This is a genomic window from Flavobacterium tyrosinilyticum (assembly GCF_023656565.1).
Lineage (GTDB): Bacteria > Bacteroidota > Bacteroidia > Flavobacteriales > Flavobacteriaceae > Flavobacterium > Flavobacterium tyrosinilyticum.
Genome location: NZ_JAMOKG010000002.1, coordinates 762003 through 787826 on the forward strand (window position 1 = coordinate 762003; position 25824 = coordinate 787826).

The following is a 25824-nucleotide window of genomic DNA, read 5'->3' on the forward strand; positions in this document are numbered from 1 at the left end:
AAAATAAGGAATTAAGTTTTCATAATTACATTTTAGATAATTCAACTTCCAGTTTATCAAAGTTTTCTTCGTTTTTATCGACAACATAAGGCTTTAATTTCTGGCATTCTGCCTCAGTTTCAAAAAGCATTTTAAAAATTACTTTGGTTTGGTTTTCGGCAATAGTTTCAAAAGTGGTTAAGATTTGAAAAAGTGGTTTCGTATGGCGTTTCCAAGCAATAAGATTGGGTTTGTCTATTTTGATGAATTCGCATTCATTGGCATAATTTCCAACTTCTGGACCATGCATAATGAATCTCCATTTTCCGCCTTCGCAAAAGTTAAACTCCTGAAAAGTGTTGGTAAAACCTTTTGGTCCCCACCAATTTTGTAAATGTTCTGGATCGCTCCAAGCTTTAAAAACAAGTTCTTGCGGGAAATTCAGAACACGTGTGGTTACAATTTCTGAATCTGATGTTGTAGTAAGAATATCTGAAGTCATTTTGAGTTTTTTTATTGAAAATCAAATTGTTATAGTAAAGTTAATGGGTTTAATTTTTAATTAAGAATTATTTATACAATTTTATTCTTTGTAATTGTAAATTTTCAACGAACTAATTCTGGTTCTCGGATTTGCTTTTATACTTTTCAAAGTAGAATTAGATATAAGTTTATCTTCTATATTTACAAACCCATTTTCATTTTTTGATCTGGATTGATTTTGATTAGATGCTATATGTTTTAGATTATTCCAAAAAGATTTTAACTGGTTGTTAATCAAGTTATCTGTTCCAATATAAAAACTATGTTCACCTTCTTTTCCTAGGCCATTTTCTATAAATATTTCAAAAGGTTTTAGTTTCAATTTTTTTTCAGCCTTTTTTACAAAATCCATTACAGGTTTTTCAGATAGTGTACCACAACATATGCTTGAGTAAGTTATAGCAATGTAATTTTTGTTTGTTTGCGACAATGTTAAGATAGGGATAAATATTATCGTAAGGAATATAAATTTGAGGCTTAGTTTCATTTTTACTGTCTTTTATTAAGTGTGGTGCATAGTCAAATTATTCTTTAGGTTTGAATTAAATTAAGCTTCGGTCAATCCTATTATTTTATTTGAATGTTAACAGGAACCCTAATGGTCTTTTTTGCCAATTTCGAAGTTATTGGACAATAGAAAAAGACTTTTTCGAGTTGGCAGTCGTCTGATTTTAATACTGAAACAAAATTCCCCTCATTAGGATTCTCCATTTTGTCTAAACCAAATTCTTTATATTTTTTCAAAAAGGAAGCATAGTCTAGTCCTTGATTGTCTCTAAATTTATCATAAATATTTTCAGGAGATTGCACACTTCCATAATTTCCGTTGCAATTGTCTATATAAACGCTGAAATTTTGAGAATCAGAATTAAATAATTTATAGTGAATTGCATTAGCATCAAATTCTAAAATCTGTATTTTTTGGCCTCCAATGCTAAATTTGTCTCCAATATCACTTTTGGTAATTTCTATCTTTTCATATTCTACTGGAATTTCTACTTCAATATCTACATAACCTTTCAGTCTTAAATATTTTGAATCTCCCATTCCAAGGGTTTGAAATACAATTCCTTCTAAAAGCTTTCCATTTTTTTCTTCAAAACCACCCCCACCTAAACCTAGAACTTCTCCATTCAATTTTATTTTTTCATTTTTTTCGTTGGTCAAATCGTACGTTTTAATCGTGGCTTTTATATAATCTAAAATTGAAGATTGTGTAGTTATGGTTCTATTTTTTCTATATTCTGAAAGTTGTTGTTCTGTATAAAAATTATCTACCAGCGAAGAAAAGTTAATAGAATTTGAAGGTTCTTTGTTATAATCAGAGGCACCGTCTGTTATTGCGATTATAGATTTCTCAATTTGATTAACAGTTTCTTCTGTACGTTCCTTAGAGACTGACAACATCCAAGGATATTGTTTTTTTGCAGAAGGTTTAGGTTTAGGTAATTTACTGTTTTTAGTGGTGATATCTTCGTAAATCAAAAATTCTTGAAAATGTTCTTTTGTAAAATCTGAATCTGAAAATTTCGATTCTTTGTTTATTAAATCGGGATAGTTTTTGTTTTGGCACGCAGTTATTGAACCTAAAATCAGTAATAATAAAATTTGCTTCATGATTGGTTAAGGATTGTATGTTTTTTGCAACTAGAATACGAATGTAAGTTTTTTAGCACTTCAGTCAAAAGCAAAAAATTAAAAACATAAATTTATTTTTCTTTCTGTCGAAGCTTCTTTGCCATTTCTCATTTTCCCTTACAAGAGATTTTTGAAGTCATAATTATTAGTTTTCAAATCATAATGAAAAGCTAATAATACTAAAAAAAATGACAGTTATACAATGTTTTGCCACGAATGTCAGGTTTTAGAAATGTCATGTTGTCAGATGATTTTTAGGGCACTGACGCTAAAACTGACAATTTTATTTAGTTTTTTATATTGGCATAAAGATTGACTTATGCCACCTGAGTTATAAAATTAAATCAAAAATTAAATATATAAAAAATGGGTAAAATAATCGGAATTGACTTAGGTACGACGAACTCTTGTGTTTCTGTAATGGAAGGTAACGAAGCAGTTGTTATCCCTAACGCAGAAGGAAAAAGAACTACACCATCTATCATCGCTTTTGTTGAAGGTGGAGAAATTAAAGTAGGTGATCCTGCAAAAAGACAAGCAGTAACGAATCCTACAAAAACGATTGCTTCTATTAAACGTTTTATGGGACACACTTTTGCTGAAACTCAAGAAGAGGCAAAAAGAGTTCCTTACAGTGTTGTAAAAGGTGACAATAATACTCCACGTGTGGATATTGACGGTCGTTTATACACTGCTCAAGAATTGTCTGCAATGACACTTCAAAAAATGAAAAAAACTGCTGAAGACTATTTAGGTCAAACAGTAACTGAGGCAGTTATCACTGTTCCTGCATACTTTAACGATGCTCAGCGTCAAGCTACAAAAGAAGCTGGAGAAATCGCTGGTCTTAAAGTAATGCGTATCATCAATGAGCCAACTGCTGCTGCACTTGCTTACGGATTAGATAAAAAAGGAAATGATCAAAAAATTGCTGTTTACGATTTAGGTGGAGGTACTTTTGATATCTCTGTTCTTGAATTAGGAGACGGTGTATTTGAAGTATTATCTACAAATGGTGATACTCACTTAGGTGGTGATGATTTTGACCAAGTTATTATTGACTGGTTAGCTGACGAATTCAAAACTGAAGAAGGTATTGACTTACGTTTAGATCCAATGTCATTACAGCGTTTGAAAGAAGCTGCTGAGAAAGCTAAGATTGAATTATCATCTTCTGCTGAAACAGAAATCAACTTACCATACGTAACGGCTACTGCTTCTGGACCAAAACACTTAGTGAAAAAATTATCTAGAGCTAAATTTGAGCAATTATCTGATTCTTTAGTAAAACGTTCTATGGAGCCAGTTGCTAAAGCATTAAAAGATGCAGGTTTATCTACATCTGATATTGACGAAGTTATCCTTGTAGGAGGTTCTACTCGTATGCCAAGAATCGCTGACGAAGTTGAAAAATTCTTCGGTAAAAAAGCATCTAAAGGTGTTAACCCTGATGAGGTTGTTGCTATTGGAGCTGCTATTCAAGGTGGAGTTTTATCTGGAGATGTAAAAGATGTATTGTTACTTGACGTAACTCCTCTTTCTTTAGGTATCGAAACTATGGGTGGTGTATTGACTAAATTAATCGAGTCTAACACAACTATCCCAACTAAAAAATCTCAAGTATTCTCTACTGCTGCTGATTCTCAACCATCTGTTGAAATCCACGTATTACAAGGAGAAAGAGCAATGGCTGCTGATAACAAAACTATCGGTCGTTTCCACTTAGATGGTATTCCGCCAGCACCAAGAGGAGTTCCTCAAATCGAAGTAACTTTCGATATCGATGCTAATGGTATCATCAAAGTTTCTGCAACTGATAAAGGAACAGGAAAATCTCACGATATCCGTATCGAAGCTTCTTCTGGATTAACAGCTGAAGAAATCGAAAAAATGAAAAAAGATGCTGAAGCTAACGCTGATGCTGACAGAATTGCAAAAGAAAGAGCTGAGAAATTGAACGAAGCTGACAGTACTATTTTCCAAACTGAATCTCAATTGAAAGAGTTAGGAGATAAATTGACAGACGATCAAAAAACAGCTATCGAATACGCTTTAACTGAATTGAGAATGGCTCACCAATCTCAAGATCTTGACGCAATCCAAAAAGGATTAGACAATGTTAATGCAGCTTGGAAAACAGCTACAGAAGCAATGTACGCTCAAGGTGGTGAAGGACAACAAGCTGCTCCACAACAAGAGCAGTCTTCTGGAGATAACGTTGAAGACGTTGAATTCGAAGAGGTAAAATAATTCTTTAGTACTAAGTAATTAGTACAAAGTATTAAGATAGAAAACCGAGTCAGAAATGGCTCGGTTTTTTTTGTTACATTTACATTGTAATTAGAAAATAAAAAATGGAAAAATTAATAGTTAAAAATTTTGGCCCGATAAAGGAAGCAGAAATTGATTTGACTAAATATGTTGTGTTTATTGGAGATACCTCTACAGGGAAAAGCGTTTTGGCGAAGTTGATAACGATCTTTAGAGATAATGATTTAACTTTTGGTGCTGACAGAATTGGAGAGTTCAATAGACTATTAGGACATTACAATATTGGTTTTGATACAGAGGAATCTTCATTTGAATATATCCATGATAATTTACGAATTACGATCTCTAAAAATGACTTGAAATCGCGTAAAAGTAAATTCTTATTTACTCCAACAAATGATACAAAAAAAAAAATTGAAAAAGATTCTTTAATAGATCTTAATAATAAAATTAATGAGATTTTAAATAATGAAAATAATCAATATGCAGATAGAGTTGTTGATGATTTAAAAAAAATGATTAAGCAAATTATAAATATTGATAAGTCACTTCATTCATCGCCAATATACATTCCTGCTGAAAGGATTTTAGTTTCTATGCTTAGTTCATCTATATCTGGTTTATGGGCAAATAATGTTGCTTTGCCTAATTGTTTTAAGGATTTTTCTGCAAGATATGAAGTTGCAAGAAAAGAAATAAAAGAACTTTATTTTGAATCATTTGGGATTAATTTCAAATGGGATAATGAATCAGAATATGTGAAAATTGAAGAAAAAGAGTATGTTTTATCTAAGACTTCAAGCGGAATACAATCTTTGCTTCCATTGTTATTGGTTTTAGAATATGAGATTAATTATTCAGATAGTGGAGAAGTTAAAACTATTTTGATGGAAGAACCAGAACTTAATCTTTTCCCAATTAAACAAAAAAACTTAATTAATTATTTAGTAGAAAAAATAAAAGAAACTAAGAATAATCTAGTAATTACTACTCATAGCCCTTATATTCTCTCTTCATTAGACACTTTAATACTAGCGAAAAATACTTTCAATGAACATACTGATTTGAAAGAAGAGATAAACTTAATTGTTTCAGAAAATAAGTGGGTTGATTACGATGAAATTTCTGTTTATGAAGTACGAAATGATGGGAAAGTATATTCAATCAAAAATGAAGAGTTTAGAAGTATAGATACAAATGCAATTGATGGAGTTTCTGATATTATTTCAGACGAGTTTGATAAATTAACAGAGTTACGATATGCACAATAGTTTTGATGAATTAATTAAAGCGAATCAAAGTTGTTGTTCAAAAAGTAAAGTAGCTTATGAAAATGGAAAAAGACTTGAAATTGATTCTAAAGAAGATTTTACAAAAATAAGAATAGACGATTGTTTAATCGCTTCGAAAAAGGTTCAAAAATGTGATTTTGGATTTGTTAGACATCTAAACGACGATTTTTATTTTATAGAATTAAAAGGGAAAGATGTTAAGATTGCTTTAGATCAAATAATTAGCACAATAAGTATTTTTGAATCTACAATAATAAGAATTCCAAAAGATAAAAGGTTTGGATTTATTATTAGTTCTAGAAATCCTTTATCAAGTACAGAAACTAATAATTTAAAACAAGCTTTTGCTAAAAGATATGGAAGACTCTTAGAGATTAAAAGTAGAGAATTTAAATATATACCAAAATAAACCGAGTCAGAAATGGCTCGGTTTTTTTATGGGTATGAATTACTGTAGAGACGCACTGCAGTGCGTCTAAGTCTAGGTTTTCCACAAACTGATAATTGTCATTTCCTGTTCGGATTCTTTTTCGTAATATTACTATTGTAAATTTTCATGGATGAGAAAGATCAAATACAAGAAAGGGCGTAAGTTGCAACACATTACTTTAGAGTATACTGGCACGCATAAAGAGCACGAAACAGAAATGCAACTTTTTGTATATGATGATGCAGATGTTGTAGAATATGATAAGTTTACTGTCTTGGCTCTAAATTCTTGTTTCGATTATACTAAAAACAATTGGCTTAATATTCATGGTTTAAACGATATTAATCTGATAAAAACTATCGGAACGCATTTTAAACTTGACGATTTTCTTTTAGCTGATATTTTAAATACAACCAAAAGAACCAAGTTAGAAGAACAGCAAAACGTTTTATTCTTTAATATAAAATCACTTTTACCTTCGGAGTATTCAGACAATCTTAGTGTCGAACAAATCAGTTTTATTTTGAAGGAAGGACTTCTAATCTCTTTTCAGGAAAAACGAAGCGATTTTTTCACGCACATACGCGAGCGCCTTCGTACACATGCAGGAATTGTGAGAAGTAAAAAAGTAGATTATCTGCTTTATTTATTGCTTGATGCCGTAATGGAAAACTTCTACATAACTATTGAAGATGAAGAAGATAAAATCGAAGAATTGATTAATCAGGCAAAAAAAGGAGCGAATCCCGTTATTCTTGAAAAAATTGAAAACCATCGTGACAATTTTAATTTCTTAAAACGTTCCATTGTGCCACTTCGAGATTCTCTTTATTATTTAAAAACGATTAAAGATGATGACGAATCAAACGGTTTAATTCAGAAAGAAACATTTAATTTCTTTATCAGACTTCATCAAAAAAGTCTAGAGCTTTTAGAGCAGATAGAATCTGACATGAGCGCACTGGAAAGTGCCTCAAACTTTTATTTCTCGGAACAAAGCCGAAAAATGAACGAAATCATGAAGACGCTGACGATTATTTCAGCAATTTTTATTCCGCTTACTTTTATAGTTGGAGTGTACGGAATGAACTTTGAAAACATGCCAGAACTTAAAACCCAAAATGGCTATTTTGTTGTCATGGGTATTATGTTCTTGCTGGTAGTCGCCCTGATCATTTATTTCAAAAAAAGACGCTGGTTTTAACATTTGTTATAAACCAGAGAAATAGTATTTATGTAATTTTGTTATTTAGAATAAATATAAATAATTATGAGTAAAGCAATATATATAGCCACTAGCGACCATAACAGTGGTAAATCAATTATTACGCTCGGTTTAATGAGTATCTTAATTGGTAAAACGGCTAAAGTAGGGTATTTTAGACCTATAATCGAAGATTTTGTGGATGGTGAGGTAGATAATCATATCGAAACTGTTTTGTCGTATTTTAATCTTGATATTGCTTTTGACGATGCTTATGCGATTACCAAGAGCAGATTGATCAAGAAAAAGAATAAAGGTAAGATAGGAGAGGTTCTAGATTTAATTATTGAGAAATATAAGAAGCTGGAAGAACGATTTGACTTTGTTTTGGTGGAAGGAACAAGTTTTACGGGAGAAGGAACTTCTATCGAATTAGACTTAAATGTTTTAATTGCCAAAAACCTCGGAATTCCAACTATAATTGTAGGTTCAGGAGTAGGTAAAACCTTAGAAGAACTTTTAGATAGTTTATACTTGGTTTATGATTCTTTCAAAGTAAAAGAGGTTGAAGTATTATCAGTTTTTGCCAATAAAGTGCAACCAGAAAATATAGAATTGGTTACTACTAGTTTACAAAAAAGTTTGCCTTCAAATGTTTTGATTAATACAATTCCACTTATAGCGAGTTTGAATAATCCGACTATGCAGGAAATTGTACACGAATTGAATGCTAAAGTGTTGTTTGGTGAAAATTATTTGAATAATGAAATTGGACATTATAGTGTAGGAGCAATGCAATTGCATAATTATCTGGTTCATTTGCATGACAATGCACTAGTTATTACTCCAGGAGATCGTTCTGATATTATTTTAGGAGCTTTACAAGCAAATGAATCAGCAAATTACCCAACTATTTCAGGAATTATCCTAACAGGAAATATTGTTCCAGAAGAAAGTATTTTAAAGCTTATAGAAGGACTTTCTGCAATTGTCCCGATTATTGCTGTTGATGGCGGAACTTATCATATTACCAATAAAATAGGTTCGATTAAATCGGAGATTTATGCAAACAACACGCATAAGATTGAAACCTCAATTAACACTTTTGAAAAGTACGTTCAAATTGAAGCTCTATCGCAAAGAGTTATCACTTTCCAACCTGAAGGAATGACGCCAAAAATGTTTCAATACAACATGGTTAAAAGAGCTAAAAAGCATAGAAAACATATTGTTTTGCCAGAAGGGAATGATGACCGAATTATTGCTGCAGCTTCAAGATTATTAGATATGGATGTGGTTGATATTTCTATTATTGGAGATAAAAAACAAATTGAAAGCAAAGTTGCAGAACTCGGACTTACATTTGATTTTTCTAAAGTAAACATTATCAATCCGATCGAATCTGAAATGTATGAAGATTATGCTAATACGTACTATGAGCTAAGAAAGGCGAAAAACGTAAGCATTACAATGGCAAGAGATTTAATGGAAGATGTTTCGTATTTTGGAACTATGATGGTGTACAAAGGCCACGCAGACGGAATGGTTTCAGGTGCAGCACACACAACGCAGCATACCATTTTACCAGCACTGCAATTCATTAAAACAAAACCGAATTCATCTGTAGTTTCTTCGGTATTTTTTATGTGTTTAGAAGATCGAGTTTCTGTTTTCGGAGATTGCGCTATTAATCCAAATCCAACAGCAGAACAACTGGCAGAAATTGCAATTTCTTCTGCAGAATCAAGTTTAGCTTTCGGAATTGAACCAAAAATTGCGATGCTTTCTTATTCTTCTGGATCATCTGGAAAAGGGGATGAAGTAGACAAAGTAAGAGCCGCTACGGCAATTGTAAAAGAAAAAAGACCAGACTTAAAAATCGAAGGACCAATTCAATACGATGCTGCGGTAGATTTAACTGTAGGAAAAAGCAAAATGCCAGATTCAGAAGTAGCAGGGCAAGCTAGCGTATTAATTTTTCCTGATTTAAATACAGGAAATAATACATATAAAGCCGTTCAAAGAGAAACTGGAGCATTGGCAATTGGTCCAATGTTACAAGGCTTAAATAAACCCGTAAATGACTTAAGTCGCGGTTGTACTGTAGACGATATTATTAATACGGTAGTTATTACGGCGATTCAAGCGCAGGGAATGTAAAAACAATAAAAAAAAAATAATAAACTAAAACTCTTAGAATCTTAGCTTCTTAGAACCTTAGCAACTTAAAAAGAATGAAAATACTAATAATAAACTCAGGAAGTTCTTCAATTAAATACCAATTAATGGTAATGCCAGAAAACGAAGTAATCTGTTCTGGAATGATTGACAGAATTGGTTTAGAAACTTCAAATGTAACTTTTAAAACAGCAACAGCTTCAATAGAAGAAATGCTTCCAATTCCGAATCATAAAGTAGGTTTGCAAAAAGTAGCCAATATGCTTTTGGATGCTGAAAAAGGAGTTATTAAATCGACTTCGGAAATTTTGGCAGTGGGACATCGTGTTGTGCATGGAGGAAGCGATTTTAGTGACACCGTAAAAATCGATGAGAAAGTTAAAGAAAAGATTAAACAGCTTTTTGAATTGGCGCCTTTGCATAATCCAGCAAATTTAGAAGGAATTAATGTAGCAGAAGAGATTTTCAGTTCAGCAGAGCAAATTGCTGTTTTTGATACCGCTTTTCATCAGACTATGCCAGAAGTCGCTTATAAATATGCTATTCCAAATTATCTTTTGACAGAAAATAAAGTCCGTGTCTATGGTTTTCATGGAACGAGCCATAAATATGTGTCTGAAAAAGCCATTAATTATTTAAAAAATAATTCTAAAATAATTACGATTCACTTAGGAAATGGCTGCAGTATGGCCGCTGTTAAAAATGGAAAATGTATTGATACTTCAATGGGGTTTTCTCCTTCAAATGGTTTAATTATGGGAACACGTGCTGGAGATATTGACCAGTCTGTGGTTTTTTATATGATTAAAAATTTAGGATATACTCCAGATGAAGTAAATGCTGTTTTATTGAAACAGAGTGGTATGCTTGGTCTTACAGGTTATAGCGATTTGCGTGATATTGAAGCTGAAGCCGAAAAAGGAAACAAAGATTGCCAGTTGGCGTTACAGATGAATGCTTATAGAATCAGAAAGACGATTGGTGCTTACGCAGCAGCTCTAAACGGACTTGACGCTATTGTTTTTACAGCAGGAATTGGCGAGAATTCATCTTATATGCGTAATTTGATTTGTACAGATATGAATTATTTTGGAATTGAAATTGACGCAGCAAAAAATCAAATTCGTTCTAAAGAATTAAGAGAAATCAATTCAGAAAATGCTACTACAAAAGTTTTAGTTGTTCCGACAGATGAAGAGTATGAAATTGCCAATCAGGTTTATCAATTACTGGAAAATTAAAATTGAAATACGATCAGAAAAACTCCTCAAGCTTGAGGAGTTTTTTTTGGCCTAAAAATTAAATATTTGTGAGTATCTTTGAAGTTAAAAACGAATACTTTGAAATCGATACTTTTTAAATCAGTTATCTTCTTTTTCATCGCTTTACAACTTCAAGCACAAGAATTACTTCCCTTTGTCGAAAATTACAGCAAATCAGATTATCAGGGTGATAATCAGATCTGGAATGTGGCACAAGGAAATGATAATGCGATGTATTTTGCCAATAATCACTACTTGCTTCGTTACGACGGAGTAAAATGGGAAAAATATACACTTCCAAACAAAACTATCATTCGATCTATCCTGATTGAGGGAGATAAAATCTATTCTGGTTCTTATAAAGAATTTGGCTATTGGTATAGAAAAGAAGGAACTATGTACTATGTTTCTATTACCAAAAACCTCAGATTGTTTGATGAGAAGGACAACGAGGAAATATGGAAAATATTCAGATTTAATGGTTCGCTTTATTTTCAGTCTTTTAATGATGTTTTTATTTATAATGGAAAAACAATTAAGAAAATTAAATTTCCTTTTCTTATCTCTTATTGTTTTGGTGTAGATAAAGATTTATATGTTGCTTCAGTTAGAGACGGAATTTTTAAAATGAATGGGAAATACATTGCCAATCCAAAAGGATGGAATGTTCTAAAAAATACTGTTGTTCATGCCATAGAAAAGTATCAAAACCAGACTTACATCTTTACACAGAAAAAAGGAGTTTTTATTGTAGAAAAAAATGGATTAAGAAGTTGGGATCATCCCATAAATGAAGTTTTAAAATCGGCTACAATTAATGTGGCAAAATTTGTCAAAAATGAAAAACTAATTGTCGGAACTGGAAATCGTGGAATTATCATTTTAGATTTAAAAACCAATTCATTTAAAAATATTGAACGCGATAATGTCTTAATGAATAATTCGGTTTTAAGTTTAGGGTTGGATAAAGAAAATGATTTGTGGGTTGGTTTAGATAATGGTATTGCGCACGTTGAGGTTAATTCTCCTATTTCTTTCTTTTATGATAATTCAGGACTTTTAGGATCAGTTTATGCGGTTGCTTCAATTAATAATGGCTATTTAATTGCTTCTAATCATGGAATCTTTCAATATAGTAATGGAAAGTTTAATATGATGCCCAATACGCAAGGGCAGGGCTGGAATATTTCTCTTATTGACGGAAAATATATTATAGGTCATAATGATGGTACTTTTTCGTATGAAAATAATACTTTGACCAAAATAAATGGCGTTAGCGGAGGTTGGAATATGTCTAAGAGTAGTATTAACGACACTTATTTTCAATCGACTTATAGCGGTATTCTTGTTTATGACAATCCCTCAAACATGTCTCATTATAAAATCATAAAAGATCTGGCAAAACCTATAAAATATGTTGCTCAGAATAAAAAAAATGAAATTTGGGCTGCAGATAATTATCGCGGTTTGTATCGTGTTTTACTAGATGATAATTACAACACACTAAAAGTTGAAAATGTCACACAGCAGAGTAAAATACAAAATGATTTTGGGATAAAGATTTTTGAGTTTAGGAAAGAAATACTTTTCTTAATTAATAATTCTTGGTATATCTACAATTCGATAGCAGGTAAATTGGAAGAAAATGAATTGTTTGATACAAGTTTTAAAAATGTAACAGATATTGTTTCCATAGACGATGATCATTTTATGGTGTTGCAAAACGGAATCTTATATCATATTTATGCCGAAGGAAACAAGTTTGTGTGGAATATTATTCAGGAGAAATATTATAAAGGGAAATTAATCAATGAGAATTTAAGGATTTTTAAGAAAGATAATTATTATCTATTTAATCTCGATGACGGATTTGTTTCACTTAAACTTGAATATGAAAACAAACAAAATTCTGGAGTAAAAATTGAAGCGTTTAGCAATGATGTTTTAGTTCCTAGCGAAGAGAAAGTTAAATTTAATACGGAATTAAAGATTAACGTCATTTCTGGAATTTATGGTGCGAGCAGACCAAATTTGTTTTATAAACTTGATAAGGAAAAAGAATTTATCTCTATTTCAGATGGATTAATCGTTTTGAACAATTTAAGCAGTGGTGATCATACAGTAGAAATATTCAAACATGATGGATCAACTTATGATAAAGTTTCTTCTTATAAATTTAAAGTTGCAGAGCCGTGGTATTTTTCTTTTTGGATGATTCTGTTATATCTTCTTGCCGTTGGAGCAGTTTTATTTTTCTATTATAAATGGAATAAACTTCGCTATATGCAAAAATTAAAATTGCAGGCTGAAGAATTAAAACATCAGAGAGAAATTCTTAAAATGGAGTTGAAGAAAGAAAACGAACTTAATATTCAAGAATATGAAAAACATATCTTGGAATTAGAATTGCAGGCAAAATCTTCAGAAGTAGCGGGTAAATCTTTATCAATTGCCAAACAAACAGAAATGATTGATAAAATTCAAGGTATTTTGGAAACCGAAAAAGATTTTGGCAAACTTAAGAATGAAATTAGAAAAGCGATTAAGATAAATGAAGTGAATAAGCACGAATGGGAAACTTTTGAAACCAATCTGAATCAAATTCACAATGAGTTTATTATTAACCTTTCTAAAAAATACCCACAATTAACTCCAAAGGATATAAAACTGTGTGTTTATCTAAAAATGAACCTGTCTTCTAAAGAAATTGCTCCTATGATGAATATCTCTTTTAGAGGTGTAGAATTGCATAGATATCGTCTTAGAAAGAAGCTAAACCTTACTCAGGACGAAAACCTGTCCAAGTTTTTATTAACTCTGTAAGATTTGCTTTTGTTTTTTACAGAATTTATATTTTTGCATATCATTTTTTATATAATTGTGATACATCATTACTACATCATAATGTTATGTTAAACAAATTTCTTTAACATTTATATTGTTGATAATCATTGTTATAATGTAAAATTTTAACACAATGATGTAGTTATGTTGTAGTGGTATTTGATGTACTACAACGTTGTAATTGCTTAATTTGGCTCTACTAACTTAAACGATTACGTACTGTATGAAAAATTTTATTTTTAGCTTTTTAGCGCTCTTGCTGCTACCTACCTATATGATGGGGCAAGCGCAAGCAATCAAAGGAAAAGTAGTAGACAGTAATGGAATGGGAATTCCAGGAGCAATTATCGCTTCAGCTGATGCTAGAGCAACTGCAGATGCAGATTTCGACGGAAACTTTACAATTAATGCAAAACCTGGAGACATTTTAAAAGTTTCTATGTTGGGTTTTGATTCGGTTTCTGTACCGGCTACCGCCGCACCAATGACAATAACCTTAAAAGAAGCGGGTGATACTGCTTTAAAAGAAGTAGTTGTAATTGGATACGGTACAAGAAAGAAAATTGATAATACTTCGGCTGTAAGCTCAATTAAGTCCGAAGAGATTACCAAAATGAAAGTAATAAATGCTTCTCAAGCTATTCAAGGAAAAGCTGCAGGGGTACAAGTTGCTACTTCAGACGCACCAGGAAGTACACCTTCTATTGTTATTAGAGGGGTTGGTACTGCATTAGGAGGAAGAAATCCATTATATGTTGTGGATGGTATGCCTACTGATAACATTAATAATATCAACTCAAATGATATTACTTCTTACGAGGTTTTAAAAGATGCTTCTGCACTTGCTATTTATGGAACAAGAGGTGCAAATGGGGTAATCATGATTACTACTAAAACAGGTAAAGGAAAACTTACTGTAGATATTGATAGCTATGCTGGTTTTAGATCTCCGCTAAAGAAAGTGAAAATGGCAAATGCTGACCAATATATTCAGTATAATAATGCGGCATTTATTAGTCAGTTTCCTGCTGGAAGATTTTCTCAAAATCAACCGTATAATACAAACTGGTTTGATGAAATAACAAGAACAGGAGTTTACACTCAAAATAACGTATCGCTTTCTGGATCAGGAGAAAATATTAAATATTTCTTTAGTGTTGGTAATTACGAAGAAGAGGGTATCTTAAAAGGAACTGAATACGGGCGTACAACTTTTAGAAGTAATAATGAGTACAAAATTTCGGAGAAACTTAAAATTAGCCAAAATTTCAGTGTTAGTTCTATAAAAAATACTCCACAGCCAATGTCTGCATTCACATCTGCTTACAGACAATCGCCTTTAGTTCCGGTACGTTATCCTAATGGGAAATATGGTGTGCCATTCATACAAAATGGAGTTATTTCTCAAACGGGAGATTCTTTTAACTCAGTTGGAAACCCTGTTGTTGCCTTAGATTATAACAACGAGCAACAAAAAACAGTTACACTTCAAGGTGGATTAAGATTAGATTGGGACATCATGAAATCATTGAAGTTTACATCTCAATTTAATGGAGAATATTTTACTTATAAACAATATAATTTCGTTGATAATTTAGGTCTTTGGTTAGCAGCTGATCCGAGCAGAGTAGAATCTGCATATGACAAAAAGAGTTTGAATACAAACACTTTGACAAGAAACACTGATGATTATTTCAACTGGAATTTATCGAACTATTTTACATATAATAAAGTTTTTGCGGAAATTCATGATGTTGAAGTTACTGCAGGTATCGAGGCTAACGTAATTGGAACTAGATCAAAAACTACTGCAGATATTAGAAATGTAAATCCAAATAGTAACTATTGGGGACTTGATGGTATTAATTACGCACAAAATGGAGGTGTAACTACATATAAAGCTGTAAATGATAATCAAGCTCGATTAGCATCATATTTTGCACGTTTTCAATATAAATTATTGGACAGATATTTATTAACAGGTACTGTAAGACGTGACGGATCTTCAAATTACTCTAGCGACTACCGTTGGGGAACATTCCCATCAGTAGGTATTGGATGGATTGTAACAAAAGAAAGCTTCTTATCTGATATTAAAAATTTAGATTTATTAAAAGTTAGAGGTTCTTGGGGTAAATTAGGAAACCAAAAAGTGCCATTAAACATTCAGTCATTTACATCTGGAGTAGATTATAATGGAGGTTCTGGAACAACTATTAATTCGCAAATTGATCCAAGTTTATCATGGGAAATTGTAGAAGAAGCTTCTGCAGGTATAGATGTTGAGTTGTTTAATAGCAGATTGAAAGGATCGTTTGATGTTTACAGTAAAAATACTAACAATGCTATTTTAAATGTTACGCCTTACTCAACTTCAGGAATTACTGTAGAATCTCCAACACACGTAGGTGAGGTATCTAATAAAGGGTACGAAATCGCTTTACGTTGGGATGATAAAATCACAGATAACTTAAGTTACTGGGTAGGAGGAAATTTCTCTCATAACAAAAATGAATTAGCTAGTTTGAAAAATGTAAGACTTGCAACAATTAATGGTGGTTCATTAGGAAATGGTCAAGTAACAAAAATACTTGATAATACATCAGTAGGACAGCCTTTAGGTAGTTTCTATATGTACGAATATGCAGGGGTTGATCCAGCAAACGGACAAATGTTGTACTATACAGCAGACGGAAATAAGGTAGCTCAAGGTGCTTTAGATCAAACTAAAGATAGAAAATATGTAGGTTCAGTTTTACCAACTTCTACTTATGGGGTTACTTTAGGATTAAATTACAAAAATGTTGATTTCTCTGTAGACGGATACGGAACAAATGGAGCAAAAGTATATAACGGAAAAAAAGCACAGCGTTTTTATGGAGAAAATGTAGAGACTTCTTTACTTAATGATATGTGGACACCTACAAATACATCAGGATCTAATCCAGCTCCATTTAATCAGGTTCCAGTAGCATCAACTTATTATTTAGAATCTGGAGATTTCTTCAGAATCAATAACATTACATTAGGTTATAAACTTCCGTTAAGAGAAGAAGGTTTTATTAGCTATTGTAGAATCTACGTAAATGCTATGAACCCTTTCATTAGTCAAAAATTTTCAGGATTCTCACCTGAGGTTTTAGGAGATGGTGAATTGGTTAAAGGTACTCAGGGAGTAGAGTTAGATGCTTATCCAGCATTAAAAACATTTGTAGTTGGTGCAAACTTAAAATTTTAATATCATGAAACGATTATATATATCACTTTTTATACTTTCTGGTTTGTTTGTATCTGGATGTTCAGATGAATTTTTGGAAGTAGATCAGACAAAAAATATTCCAGCAGATCCTGCTTTAGTGGATAGCGATGCAGGGGCTACATCAATGGTTGATGCAGTTTATAATATATTTTTATCTTGGGACATGTCTTCTTTTGCTTGGAACGGGGTAAGCAGTATTATGACTGACGACGCAGATAAAGGTTCAGATCCAGGAGATACTGGTACAGATAAAGACGTTTTAGATGCTTTAACTTTCAATTCTTCTACACCATCTTTTAGTAGTATCTGGAATTATAATTATGCAGGAATCAACAGAGCAAATCAAGCATTAGCGATGTTTCCAAAACTTACGCAAGTATCTCCTGCTTTAAAAACAAGATTAGAAGGAGAAGCTAAGTTTTTAAGAGCTTTTATGTACTTTACTTTAGTAAAAGGATATGGTGGGGTGCCTATTATAGATCATTTACCAATTCCTGGAAATGATGATGATAGACTTATGCAATTAACGCGTAAAACTCCAGCAGAAGTTTATGCTTTTATTGAAAAAGATTTAAATGATGCTATCGTAGCTTTACCACTAAAATCTTCATATAGTGGGACTGACGTTGCACGTGCTTCTAAAGGGGCTGCTTATGCTTTGTTAGCTAAGGTTAATTTATACCAAAAAAACTGGCAAAAAGTAATTGACAATTGCAATCAAGTAACAGGTTATTCTTTAGTTTCAGACTATTCTCTACAATACAAGAAAGAAGGAGAGTTTGGCCCAGAGTCAATTTTTGAAATTAATGGAATTGGAGGAACTTCTTCTCCAGGATATGGAATAGGAAATTATACTGTGTCTCAAGCGCCTAGAGGTGCTGGAGGATGGGGATGGGGTTTCAATACACCATCTCAAGGACTTGCCGATGCTTATGAAGCTGGAGATGTAAGAAGAGCTGCAACTATAATTTTTAGAGGTTCAGTTTTATACGATGGTACAGTTGTAGCATCTACTGTATCTAACCCAATGTACAATTATAAAGCATATTCATCAGCGTTTTACAATCAGGAATTTACAGACGTAAATCTTAGATATTTAAGATATGCTGAGGTAATTTTAATGAAGGCTGAGGCTCTAAATGAATTAGGGCAAACTTCAGAAGCGATTCCTTTGATCAATCAAATTAGACATAGAGCTGGATTAGGTGATACTCCAGCAACAGGTCAGTCAGATGTTAGAAAAGCAATTTATAAAGAAAGAAGATTAGAATTTGCTTTTGAGCACGACAGATGGTTTGATCTTGTAAGAACAGGACAGGCAGAAGCAGCTATGAAAGCAGATGTTAGTGCTACTTTCCCTAACGGAAAAACTTTTATAGTGGGTAAACATGAGTTATATCCAATTCCAGCTTTAGTGGTTCAACAGTCTGGAGGGGTAACAACACAAAACCCTGGTTATTAATCAAAATCTTAAAAATCACTTCCCTTTAGATTTTCTAAGGGAAGTGATTATTTATTAAAATCTTAAATTTTTATAATGGTTAGAATTTCAGTTTTATTTTTAGCTTTTACTTTTTTTAGTTGTGGATCCAATGCCGATAAGTCGAAAGAAAATGTACAGGAAAATACTTCTGGCGTTACTGCATTAACAGACGAACAGCTTTTAGATGCTGTTCAAAAACAAACATTTAAATATTTCTGGGACTATGCAGAACCAAATTCTGGGTTAGCGAGAGAACGTTATCATCCTGACGGAGTTTATCCTGAAAATGATTCGAATATTGTTACAACAGGTGGTTCAGGTTTCGGATTAATGGCATTAGTTGCAGGAATAGATAGAGGATATGTGTCTAAAGAAGAAGGAGTAAAAAGATTAGACAAAATTGCAGATTTCCTTGCAAAAGCAGATCGCTTTCATGGAGCATGGTCACACTGGATTGATGGAAATACAGGAAAAGTAAAACCTTTTGGAACCAAAGATAATGGAGGAGATTTAGTCGAAACATCATTTTTGGTATCAGGATTTATTACAGTTCGCGAGTATCTTAAAACAGGTAATGAAAAAGAGAAAGCAGTTGCGGCAAAATACGATGCACTTTGGAAAGGTGTTGACTGGCAATGGTACACAAATAATAAAAATGTTTTGTACTGGCACTGGTCTCCGAGCTATGCTTGGGAGATGAATTTTCCGTTGGAGGGTTACAATGAATGCTTAATTACTTATGTATTAGCAGCGTCTTCACCAACGCATACAATCGATGCGAAAGCCTATCACGAAGGATGGGCGAGAAGCGGTGGTATAGTTTCTTCAAAAACAAAATACAATATCCCACTTATTTTAAAGCATAATGGTGCAGAAGAATTTGGGGGTCCATTATTCTGGGCTCATTATTCTTATGTAGGTTTAGATCCAAATCAGTTAACAGATAAATATGCTAACTATTGGGATTTAAATGTTAATCAGACTAAAATTAACTACGAATATTGTGTTGAAAATCCGAAAAAAATTGCGGGTTATGGACCAGAATATTGGGGATTAACAGCATCATATTCAAGAAACCCTGACGGTTCTATTGGATACAATGCACATATGCCAAGTAACGATCAAGGTGTGATTTCGCCAACAGCGGCAATTAGCTCAATCGTTTATACGCCAAAAGAATCAATGACATTTATTCGCAATTTATATGAGAATCATAAAGAGGAAACTTGGGGGAATGCAGGTTTTTATGATGCTCTTAGTTTAGGAAATAAATGGGTGGCAAAACGTTATTTGGCAATTGATCAAGGTCCAGAAGTTGTAATGATAGAAAATTACAGAACAGGATTATTATGGAAATTGTTTATGAATGCTCCAGAAGTAAAACAAGGCTTGACAAAACTTGGATTTAAATCTGGAAAATACGGAATTTAAGATTCTATGAAAAATAAGTTAGCATTTATATTTCTGTTGTTTTCTATAGTTGTTTTTGGGCAGAGTGAAACAACTGGAAAAATCAATACAGTTATAATGTCTAAATATGAACTGGGATATGTTTTACATCGTCCAGCGAATGTTAAGGAGAAAAAGCCATTGATTGTTTTTATTTCGGGCGATGGAGAAAAAGGAATCGATTTGGAGAAAGTAAAAATTAATGGTCCTTTAAAATATTTAAAAACACACCAATTAGACGCTTATGTTTTGGCTCCGCAATGCAAAGAAGATGAAAATTGGGATATAGAATCAATTTATCAGCTGATTGTGAAAATTCAGAAAGAGAATAAAATCGATTCAGAAAGAATATATGTTACTGGTTTGAGCTCAGGGGGTTGGGCTTCTTGGAATTTAGCTTTTTCATATCCGGATCTATTTGCCGCAAATGTACCTGTCGCGGGTTTTGTAGATTTAATTCAGTTAGAACATGCTTGTGAAATAGCTAATATTCCAACCAGAATTTTCCACGGATTACAGGATGATGTGGTAAATGTAAATTATGCCATCACGATTTATAATGAATTGAAAAAATGTAATGCCAAAGATATAAAGCTAACCATTTTTGACGATGCAAATCACGACAGCTGGACAAGAGTTTATGATAACAAAGAGATCTATGATTGGATGTTACAGCAAAGAAAAACGAATACAAACAAATAAATAAATAGAATAGAATGAAATCACTTTGATTCAAACAAAAAATTGAACGAAGAAAAGTGATTCCATGTTCCGATTAAAAACAAATATTAAATACACATGAAAAACAAATTAGTCTTACTTTTTTTAGGATGCGCTGTTTTGGGTTATGCTCAAAAAAAGCCAGCTAAAAATACAGTGAAAATTAAACCAAAGTCTGAATTTGTGGCGGAGTTAATGTCAAAAATGACTTTAGACGAGAAATTGGGCCAGTTAAACTTGCCAACATCTGGTGATATTACCACTGGGCAGGCAAACAGCTCAAATGTGGCAAAAAATATTGCTGAAGGAAAAGTGGGTGGTTTGTTCAACATTAAATCAGTTCAAAAAATTAAAGAAGTACAGAAAATTGCGGTTGAAAAAAGCCGTTTAAAAATTCCGTTGCTTTTTGGTATGGACGTTATTCACGGTTATGAAACCACATTCCCAATTCCGTTAGGATTATCTTGTACTTGGGATATGGGATTAATTGAAAGAAGTGCACAAATTGCTGCAAAAGAAGCAAGTGCAGACGGTATTAACTGGACATTTTCTCCAATGGTTGATGTTTCTCGCGATCCAAGATGGGGGAGAGTTTCTGAAGGTTCAGGAGAAGATCCATACTTAGGAAGCCAGATTGCAAAAGCAATGGTAAATGGTTATCAGCAGCATGATCTTTCAAAAAACAACTCAATTTTAGCTTGTGTTAAGCACTTTGCATTATACGGAGCTCCTGAAGGCGGACGTGATTACAACACTGTCGATATGAGCCACATTAGAATGTTTAATGACTATTTCCCTCCTTATAAAGCTGCAGTAGATGCTGGTGTAGGTTCAGTTATGGCTTCTTTCAACGAAGTTGACGGAATTCCAGCAACTGGAAACAAATGGTTAATGACAGATGTTTTAAGAAAACAATGGGGTTTTAAAGGATTTGTAGTAACCGATTTTACTGGAATTCCTGAAATGATTGAGCACGGAATGGGAGATTTACAAGCAGTTTCTGCTCAATCTCTAAATGCTGGTGTTGAAATGGATATGGTTGGAGAAGGTTTCTTAGGAACTTTGAAAAAATCTTTAGATGAAGGAAAAGTAAAAATCGAAACAATCGATAATGCTGTAAAACTTATTCTAGAAGCAAAATACGACTTAGGATTATTCCAAGATCCGTATAAATATTGTGATGAGAAGAGAGCAAAAACGGAGATTTTTACAACAGACAGCAGAAAAGAAGCACGTGATATTGCTGCACAATCTTTAGTTTTATTAAAAAACCAAAACCAGCTTTTACCACTTAAAAAATCTGGAACAATTGGTTTAATCGGACCATTGGCAGATGCTAAAGAAAACATGCCAGGAACTTGGAGTGTGGCTACAAAAATGGAAAACGCCGTTTCATTATTGAGAGGTATTAAAGAAGTAGCGGGAGCTGGAACTAAAGTTTTATATGCAAAAGGAAGTAACTTAGATTACGATGAAACTTTTGAAACTAATGCGACAATGTTCGGTAAAACCTTACACCGTGATGCTCGTTCAAAAGAAGATTTATTGGCAGAAGCTTTAAAAGTGGCAGAGCAGTCAGATGTAATTGTTGCAGCTTTAGGAGAATCTGCAGAAATGAGCGGAGAATCTAGCAGCCGTACAAACTTAGAAATTCCACAAGCGCAGAAAGATTTATTAAATGCGTTATTAAAAACTGGAAAACCAGTTGTTTTAGTTTTATTTGACGGACGTCCGTTAGTAATTACAGACGAAGAAAAAACAGTTCCAGCAATTTTAAATGCTTGGTTTGCTGGTACAGAAGCTGGTTATGCAATTGCTGATGTGTTATTCGGAGATGTAAATCCTTCAGGAAAATTGACTTCAACTTTCCCAAGAAGTGTTGGACAGTTACCAATTTATTATGCACACAAAAATACAGGAAGACCACTTTCTAACACAGAAGGAAAATTCGAGAAATTCAGATCAAATTATATTGACGAAAGAAACGAACCTTTATTCCCATTCGGATTTGGTTTAAGCTACACGACTTTTGATTATTCAAACTTGAAAATTTCTTCTGATAAAATGAATCCATCTGGAAAATTGAAAGTAACTGTTGATGTAACAAATACTGGAAATTTTGACGGAAAAGAAACTGTTCAATTATACATTAGAGATTTAGTTGGTTCAGTAACAAGACCAGTTAGAGAATTAAAAGGTTTCCAAAAAATAACACTTAAAAAAGGTGAAAAACAAACAGTAAGTTTTGATATTACTGTTGAAGATTTAAAATTTTATAACTCTGATTTACAATTCGTAGCAGAGCCAGGGCAGTTTGATATTTTCGTTGGAGGAAATTCAAATGCCGATAAGAAAGTTAGTTTTGAGTTAACTAAATAGTTGGTTTATTTGATTAGTGAAAAGCCCTTCGTTTGGAGGGCTTTTTTTCTAAAATGACAAAACCTTTTTGTAATTTTTTAACTACGTTATTATGAATAAAATTAAAATATTTAGTGCCGTATGTCTTATTGCTTTCTCCTATTGCAATGCGCAAAAGAACGCAATAGTAGCGCATCGCGGAGCTTGGAAAAAGAATAATCTGCCTGAAAATTCTATTGCATCATTAAGACATGCAATAGATTTAAAATTGCCAGGATCAGAGTTTGATGTTTGGAGAACAGCAGATGATTCACTTGTAATCAATCATGATGCCCACTACAACAAACTGCTTATTGAAGAAACAAATTATGCAGATTTGATAAAGTTTAAACTTTCTAACGGAGAAAAACTTCCAACGCTGTATGAATATATTTCCGAAGGAATGCGAAATAACAAGCACACACTTTTAGTTTGCGAAATTAAACCTTCGGAAATCAGTAAAGAAAGAGGACAAAAAACGGGTGTAGCAGCAGTCGAAACCATTAAAAAATTAAAAGCCGATAAAAATACCTGCTACATCAGTTTTGATTACGATATTCTAAAAAAAATCAGAGCAATAGACCCTAAAACTTCTTTGCAATATTTAGAAGGGAATAAATCTCCAAAAGAGGTAAAAGCGGATAAAATTAACGGAGTTGATTATCATTATTCTGTTTTTCAAAAACATCCTGAATGGATACAAGAAGCAAAGGATAATAAAATTATTCTAAACGCTTGGACTGTTAACGACGCTAAAGATATGGATTGGATTATTGAACACAAATTCAATTACATCACCACAAACGAACCCGAACTTTTAAAGGAAAGAAAAGAGGTTAAAAAATAAGCTGTAAAGCTTAACTAAAGAATCTAACCATGAAGAATATATATAAACAATTTAAGCCAATTTTATTGCTTTCAATGCTTTTAGGAAGTAGTCTTTCGGCACAAAATTCTGGTAAAACAGAATGGTTTGACCCTAGCAGACCAGCAACAACATACTGTAATCCGATAAATATTGGGTACAATTTTACAACTCATAATCACAACGGAATTCCAGAATCACGCCGTTCAAGCGCCGATCCTGTAATTATTACGTATAAAGGCGAATATTATTTATTTGCTACCAATCAGGCTGGTTTCTTTTGGAGTAAAGACATGTCAGACTGGAATTTTGTTTACGGAAGTTTCCAAAGACAGCCAGGTGATGACGACCAATGTGCTCCAGCAGCGTGGGTTGTAAACGATACTTTATTTTATGTAGGTTCAACCTGGAAAAGAGATCATCCGATTTGGAAAACGGCAGATCCGAAATCGGGAAGATGGACACGTCACGTTGATAAAGCAATGTTGCCAACTTGGGATCCAGCGATTTTTCAAGATGATGACAAAAAAGTATATATGTACTACGGTTCTAGCGGAAAACTACCTCTTGTAGGTGTTGAGGTTGATTATAATACTTGGCTTCCAAAAGGAAATCAAGCAGACTATGCAGAATTGTATAAAGCAACAGAAGTAGAGGATATTCAGAAAGTCTATGGGCAAGTTAAAGAAGTAGCTATTTTAGACCCTTCTGCTCACGGATGGGAACGTTTTGGACCAAACAACGATATGGAACCTGCGCCGTGGGGGAATTTCATTGAAGGAGCTTGGATGACCAAACATAACGGAAAATATTACATGCAATATGGAGCGCCTGCTACCGAATTTAAAGGCTACGCAAACGGTGTTCATGTTGGAGATAATCCGTTAGGGCCATTTACGTACCAAAAACATAATCCGATGTCATATAAACCAGGCGGATTTGTAATTGGAGCAGGGCACGGAAATACTTTCGCAGATAATTATGGAAATTACTGGAATACAGGAACGTGCAAAATCTCTATTAAAGATCGTTTTGAGCGTCGTATAGATATGTTTCCTGCTGGATTTGACAAAGATGATGTAATGTATTCGATCACAGCTTATGGGGATTTTCCAATTGTATTGCCAACAGCCCAACGTGATCAAACAAAAGGAGCTTCTTCTGGATGGATGCTGCTTTCTTATAAAAAGCCAGTAACGGTTTCTTCTTCAGAAGAATGTATGGAAGTAGAAACACATAGGATGGATAATGGCGGTAAAAAAGTATATGAGAAATTCTGTTATGGTCCAGAAAATCTTACCGATGAAAACATTCAAACCTATTGGTCTGCAAAAACTGACAATCCAGGAGAATGGCTTCAAATGGATTTGGGAAGAGAAATGGAAATTAATGCTCTTCAGATTAATTATGCAGATCATAAAGCAACGCAGTTTAATAAAGCAATGGATATTTATTATCAGTATAAAATCTATATGTCTGATGATGCTCAAAATTGGACTTTGGTTGTAGATAAGTCTAAAAATGATAAAGATGCACCACATGATTATGTAGAGCTTTCAAAATCGATTAAAGCACGTTACATTAAAATGGAAAATATTCATAATGCATCTGGTTTGTTTGCAATTTCAGATTTTAGAGTTTTTGGAAACGGATTGGCAGCAAAACCAAAAGCTGTTGCTTCTTTTAAAGTAGACAGAAACAAGGCAGATTCTAGAAATGCTATGATTTCGTGGAAAAAACAAGCTGATGTAATTGGTTACAATATTTATTACGGAATTGAACCAGATAAATTGTATAACAGCATTATGGTTTTCGGTGATAATACATATGATTTTAGAGGTTTAGATAAAGGAACAAAATATTATTTTACTATTGAGCCTTTTAATGAAAACGGAATCGGAACGAAAAATAAGATTATTGAAGTTAAATAGTCTTTATTTATAAAATCTGTAAAAGCTCCAATTGCAAATTGAAAAATTTGTAATTGGAGCTTTTTTTTGAGAAAAGGTT

The 25824-nt window shown here is 33.0% G+C and carries 17 protein-coding genes; 14 read left to right on the top strand and 3 right to left on the bottom strand.

The features are described from left to right. Positions 1 to 25: 25 nt before the first annotated feature. From NCC77_RS11145 to NCC77_RS11155, 3 genes are all read right to left on the bottom strand, one after another. The gene (locus tag NCC77_RS11145) at positions 26 to 481 is read right to left on the bottom strand and encodes an SRPBCC family protein (protein WP_250835627.1); all 456 of its coding nucleotides are present in this window, start codon (positions 479 to 481) and stop codon (positions 26 to 28) included. Positions 482 to 562: 81 nt separating this feature from the next. Next, positions 563 to 1009: a hypothetical protein gene (locus NCC77_RS11150; protein ID WP_250835628.1), complete on the bottom strand. Its 447-nt coding sequence runs from the start codon at positions 1007 to 1009 to the stop codon at positions 563 to 565. Between the two features lie 80 nt (positions 1010 to 1089). Continuing rightward, complete coding sequence (locus NCC77_RS11155) at positions 1090 to 2139, bottom strand: hypothetical protein (protein ID WP_250835629.1); 1050 nt, start codon at positions 2137 to 2139, stop codon at positions 1090 to 1092. 387 nt (positions 2140 to 2526) lie between these two features. Between NCC77_RS11155 and dnaK the strand changes: the two genes are divergently transcribed. The 14 genes from dnaK to NCC77_RS11225 all read left to right on the top strand — a co-directional run bounded on the left by dnaK (position 2527) and on the right by NCC77_RS11225 (position 25745). Next, positions 2527 to 4410, top strand: coding sequence for a molecular chaperone DnaK (dnaK, locus tag NCC77_RS11160; RefSeq protein WP_248726323.1), 1884 nt, complete (start codon positions 2527 to 2529; stop codon positions 4408 to 4410). A gap of 104 nt (positions 4411 to 4514) precedes the next feature. Continuing rightward, entirely contained in the window at positions 4515 to 5702 is a 1188-nt protein-coding gene (locus NCC77_RS11165; RefSeq protein ID WP_250835630.1) for an AAA family ATPase, read from the top strand. Next, on the top strand, positions 5692 to 6132 hold the full coding sequence (locus tag NCC77_RS11170) for a hypothetical protein (protein WP_250835631.1): 441 nt from the start codon (positions 5692 to 5694) through the stop codon (positions 6130 to 6132). The genes NCC77_RS11165 and NCC77_RS11170 overlap by 11 nt, the downstream gene beginning before the upstream one ends. Positions 6133 to 6283: 151 nt before the next feature. After that, positions 6284 to 7357, top strand: a complete 1074-nt coding sequence (corA, locus tag NCC77_RS11175; RefSeq protein ID WP_250835632.1) for a magnesium/cobalt transporter CorA — start codon at positions 6284 to 6286, stop codon at positions 7355 to 7357. A gap of 66 nt (positions 7358 to 7423) precedes the next feature. After that, on the top strand, positions 7424 to 9517 hold the full coding sequence (gene pta, locus NCC77_RS11180) for a phosphate acetyltransferase (RefSeq protein ID WP_250835633.1): 2094 nt from the start codon (positions 7424 to 7426) through the stop codon (positions 9515 to 9517). A gap of 74 nt (positions 9518 to 9591) precedes the next feature. Then, positions 9592 to 10776: an acetate/propionate family kinase gene (locus NCC77_RS11185; protein ID WP_250835634.1), complete on the top strand. Its 1185-nt coding sequence runs from the start codon at positions 9592 to 9594 to the stop codon at positions 10774 to 10776. Between the two features lie 99 nt (positions 10777 to 10875). Further along, positions 10876 to 13620, top strand: a complete 2745-nt coding sequence (locus tag NCC77_RS11190) for a helix-turn-helix and ligand-binding sensor domain-containing protein (RefSeq protein WP_250835635.1) — start codon at positions 10876 to 10878, stop codon at positions 13618 to 13620. 244 nt (positions 13621 to 13864) lie between these two features. Next, a complete protein-coding gene (locus tag NCC77_RS11195) occupies positions 13865 to 16879 on the top strand; it encodes a SusC/RagA family TonB-linked outer membrane protein (RefSeq protein ID WP_250835636.1) in 3015 nt (1004 codons plus the stop codon). Positions 16880 to 16883: 4 nt separating this feature from the next. Then, positions 16884 to 18362: a RagB/SusD family nutrient uptake outer membrane protein gene (locus tag NCC77_RS11200; RefSeq protein ID WP_250835637.1), complete on the top strand. Its 1479-nt coding sequence runs from the start codon at positions 16884 to 16886 to the stop codon at positions 18360 to 18362. Between the two features lie 75 nt (positions 18363 to 18437). Beyond that, a complete protein-coding gene (locus NCC77_RS11205) occupies positions 18438 to 19814 on the top strand; it encodes a glucoamylase family protein (protein ID WP_250835638.1) in 1377 nt (458 codons plus the stop codon). A 6-nt stretch (positions 19815 to 19820) separates the two neighbouring features. Next, on the top strand, positions 19821 to 20534 hold the full coding sequence (locus NCC77_RS11210) for a carboxylesterase family protein (RefSeq protein ID WP_250835639.1): 714 nt from the start codon (positions 19821 to 19823) through the stop codon (positions 20532 to 20534). A 96-nt stretch (positions 20535 to 20630) separates the two neighbouring features. Then, positions 20631 to 22931 carry a beta-glucosidase BglX gene (gene bglX, locus NCC77_RS11215; protein ID WP_250835640.1) on the top strand — a complete coding sequence of 767 codons (2301 nt, stop codon included), beginning with the start codon at positions 20631 to 20633 and terminating at the stop codon, positions 22929 to 22931. A 91-nt stretch (positions 22932 to 23022) separates the two neighbouring features. Further along, entirely contained in the window at positions 23023 to 23796 is a 774-nt protein-coding gene (locus NCC77_RS11220) for a glycerophosphodiester phosphodiesterase family protein (protein ID WP_250835641.1), read from the top strand. A 29-nt stretch (positions 23797 to 23825) separates the two neighbouring features. Beyond that, positions 23826 to 25745, top strand: a complete 1920-nt coding sequence (locus NCC77_RS11225) for a discoidin domain-containing protein (protein ID WP_250835642.1) — start codon at positions 23826 to 23828, stop codon at positions 25743 to 25745. Positions 25746 to 25824: the final 79 nt, after the last annotated feature.

Excerpts from the sequence above, each read along its gene's own strand:
- NCC77_RS11145 (WP_250835627.1), bottom strand. The coding sequence starts at position 481 with ATGACTTCAGATATTCTTACTACAACATCAGATTCAGAAATTGTAACC.
- NCC77_RS11150 (WP_250835628.1), bottom strand. The coding sequence starts at position 1,009 with ATGAAACTAAGCCTCAAATTTATATTCCTTACGATAATATTTATCCCT.
- NCC77_RS11155 (WP_250835629.1), bottom strand. The coding sequence starts at position 2,139 with ATGAAGCAAATTTTATTATTACTGATTTTAGGTTCAATAACTGCGTGC.
- dnaK (WP_248726323.1), top strand. The coding sequence starts at position 2,527 with ATGGGTAAAATAATCGGAATTGACTTAGGTACGACGAACTCTTGTGTT.
- NCC77_RS11165 (WP_250835630.1), top strand. The coding sequence starts at position 4,515 with ATGGAAAAATTAATAGTTAAAAATTTTGGCCCGATAAAGGAAGCAGAA.
- NCC77_RS11170 (WP_250835631.1), top strand. The coding sequence starts at position 5,692 with ATGCACAATAGTTTTGATGAATTAATTAAAGCGAATCAAAGTTGTTGT.
- corA (WP_250835632.1), top strand. The coding sequence starts at position 6,284 with ATGAGAAAGATCAAATACAAGAAAGGGCGTAAGTTGCAACACATTACT.
- pta (WP_250835633.1), top strand. The coding sequence starts at position 7,424 with ATGAGTAAAGCAATATATATAGCCACTAGCGACCATAACAGTGGTAAA.
- NCC77_RS11185 (WP_250835634.1), top strand. The coding sequence starts at position 9,592 with ATGAAAATACTAATAATAAACTCAGGAAGTTCTTCAATTAAATACCAA.
- NCC77_RS11195 (WP_250835636.1), top strand. The coding sequence starts at position 13,865 with ATGAAAAATTTTATTTTTAGCTTTTTAGCGCTCTTGCTGCTACCTACC.
- NCC77_RS11200 (WP_250835637.1), top strand. The coding sequence starts at position 16,884 with ATGAAACGATTATATATATCACTTTTTATACTTTCTGGTTTGTTTGTA.
- NCC77_RS11205 (WP_250835638.1), top strand. The coding sequence starts at position 18,438 with ATGGTTAGAATTTCAGTTTTATTTTTAGCTTTTACTTTTTTTAGTTGT.
- NCC77_RS11210 (WP_250835639.1), top strand. The coding sequence starts at position 19,821 with ATGAAAAATAAGTTAGCATTTATATTTCTGTTGTTTTCTATAGTTGTT.
- bglX (WP_250835640.1), top strand. The coding sequence starts at position 20,631 with ATGAAAAACAAATTAGTCTTACTTTTTTTAGGATGCGCTGTTTTGGGT.
- NCC77_RS11220 (WP_250835641.1), top strand. The coding sequence starts at position 23,023 with ATGAATAAAATTAAAATATTTAGTGCCGTATGTCTTATTGCTTTCTCC.
- NCC77_RS11225 (WP_250835642.1), top strand. The coding sequence starts at position 23,826 with ATGAAGAATATATATAAACAATTTAAGCCAATTTTATTGCTTTCAATG.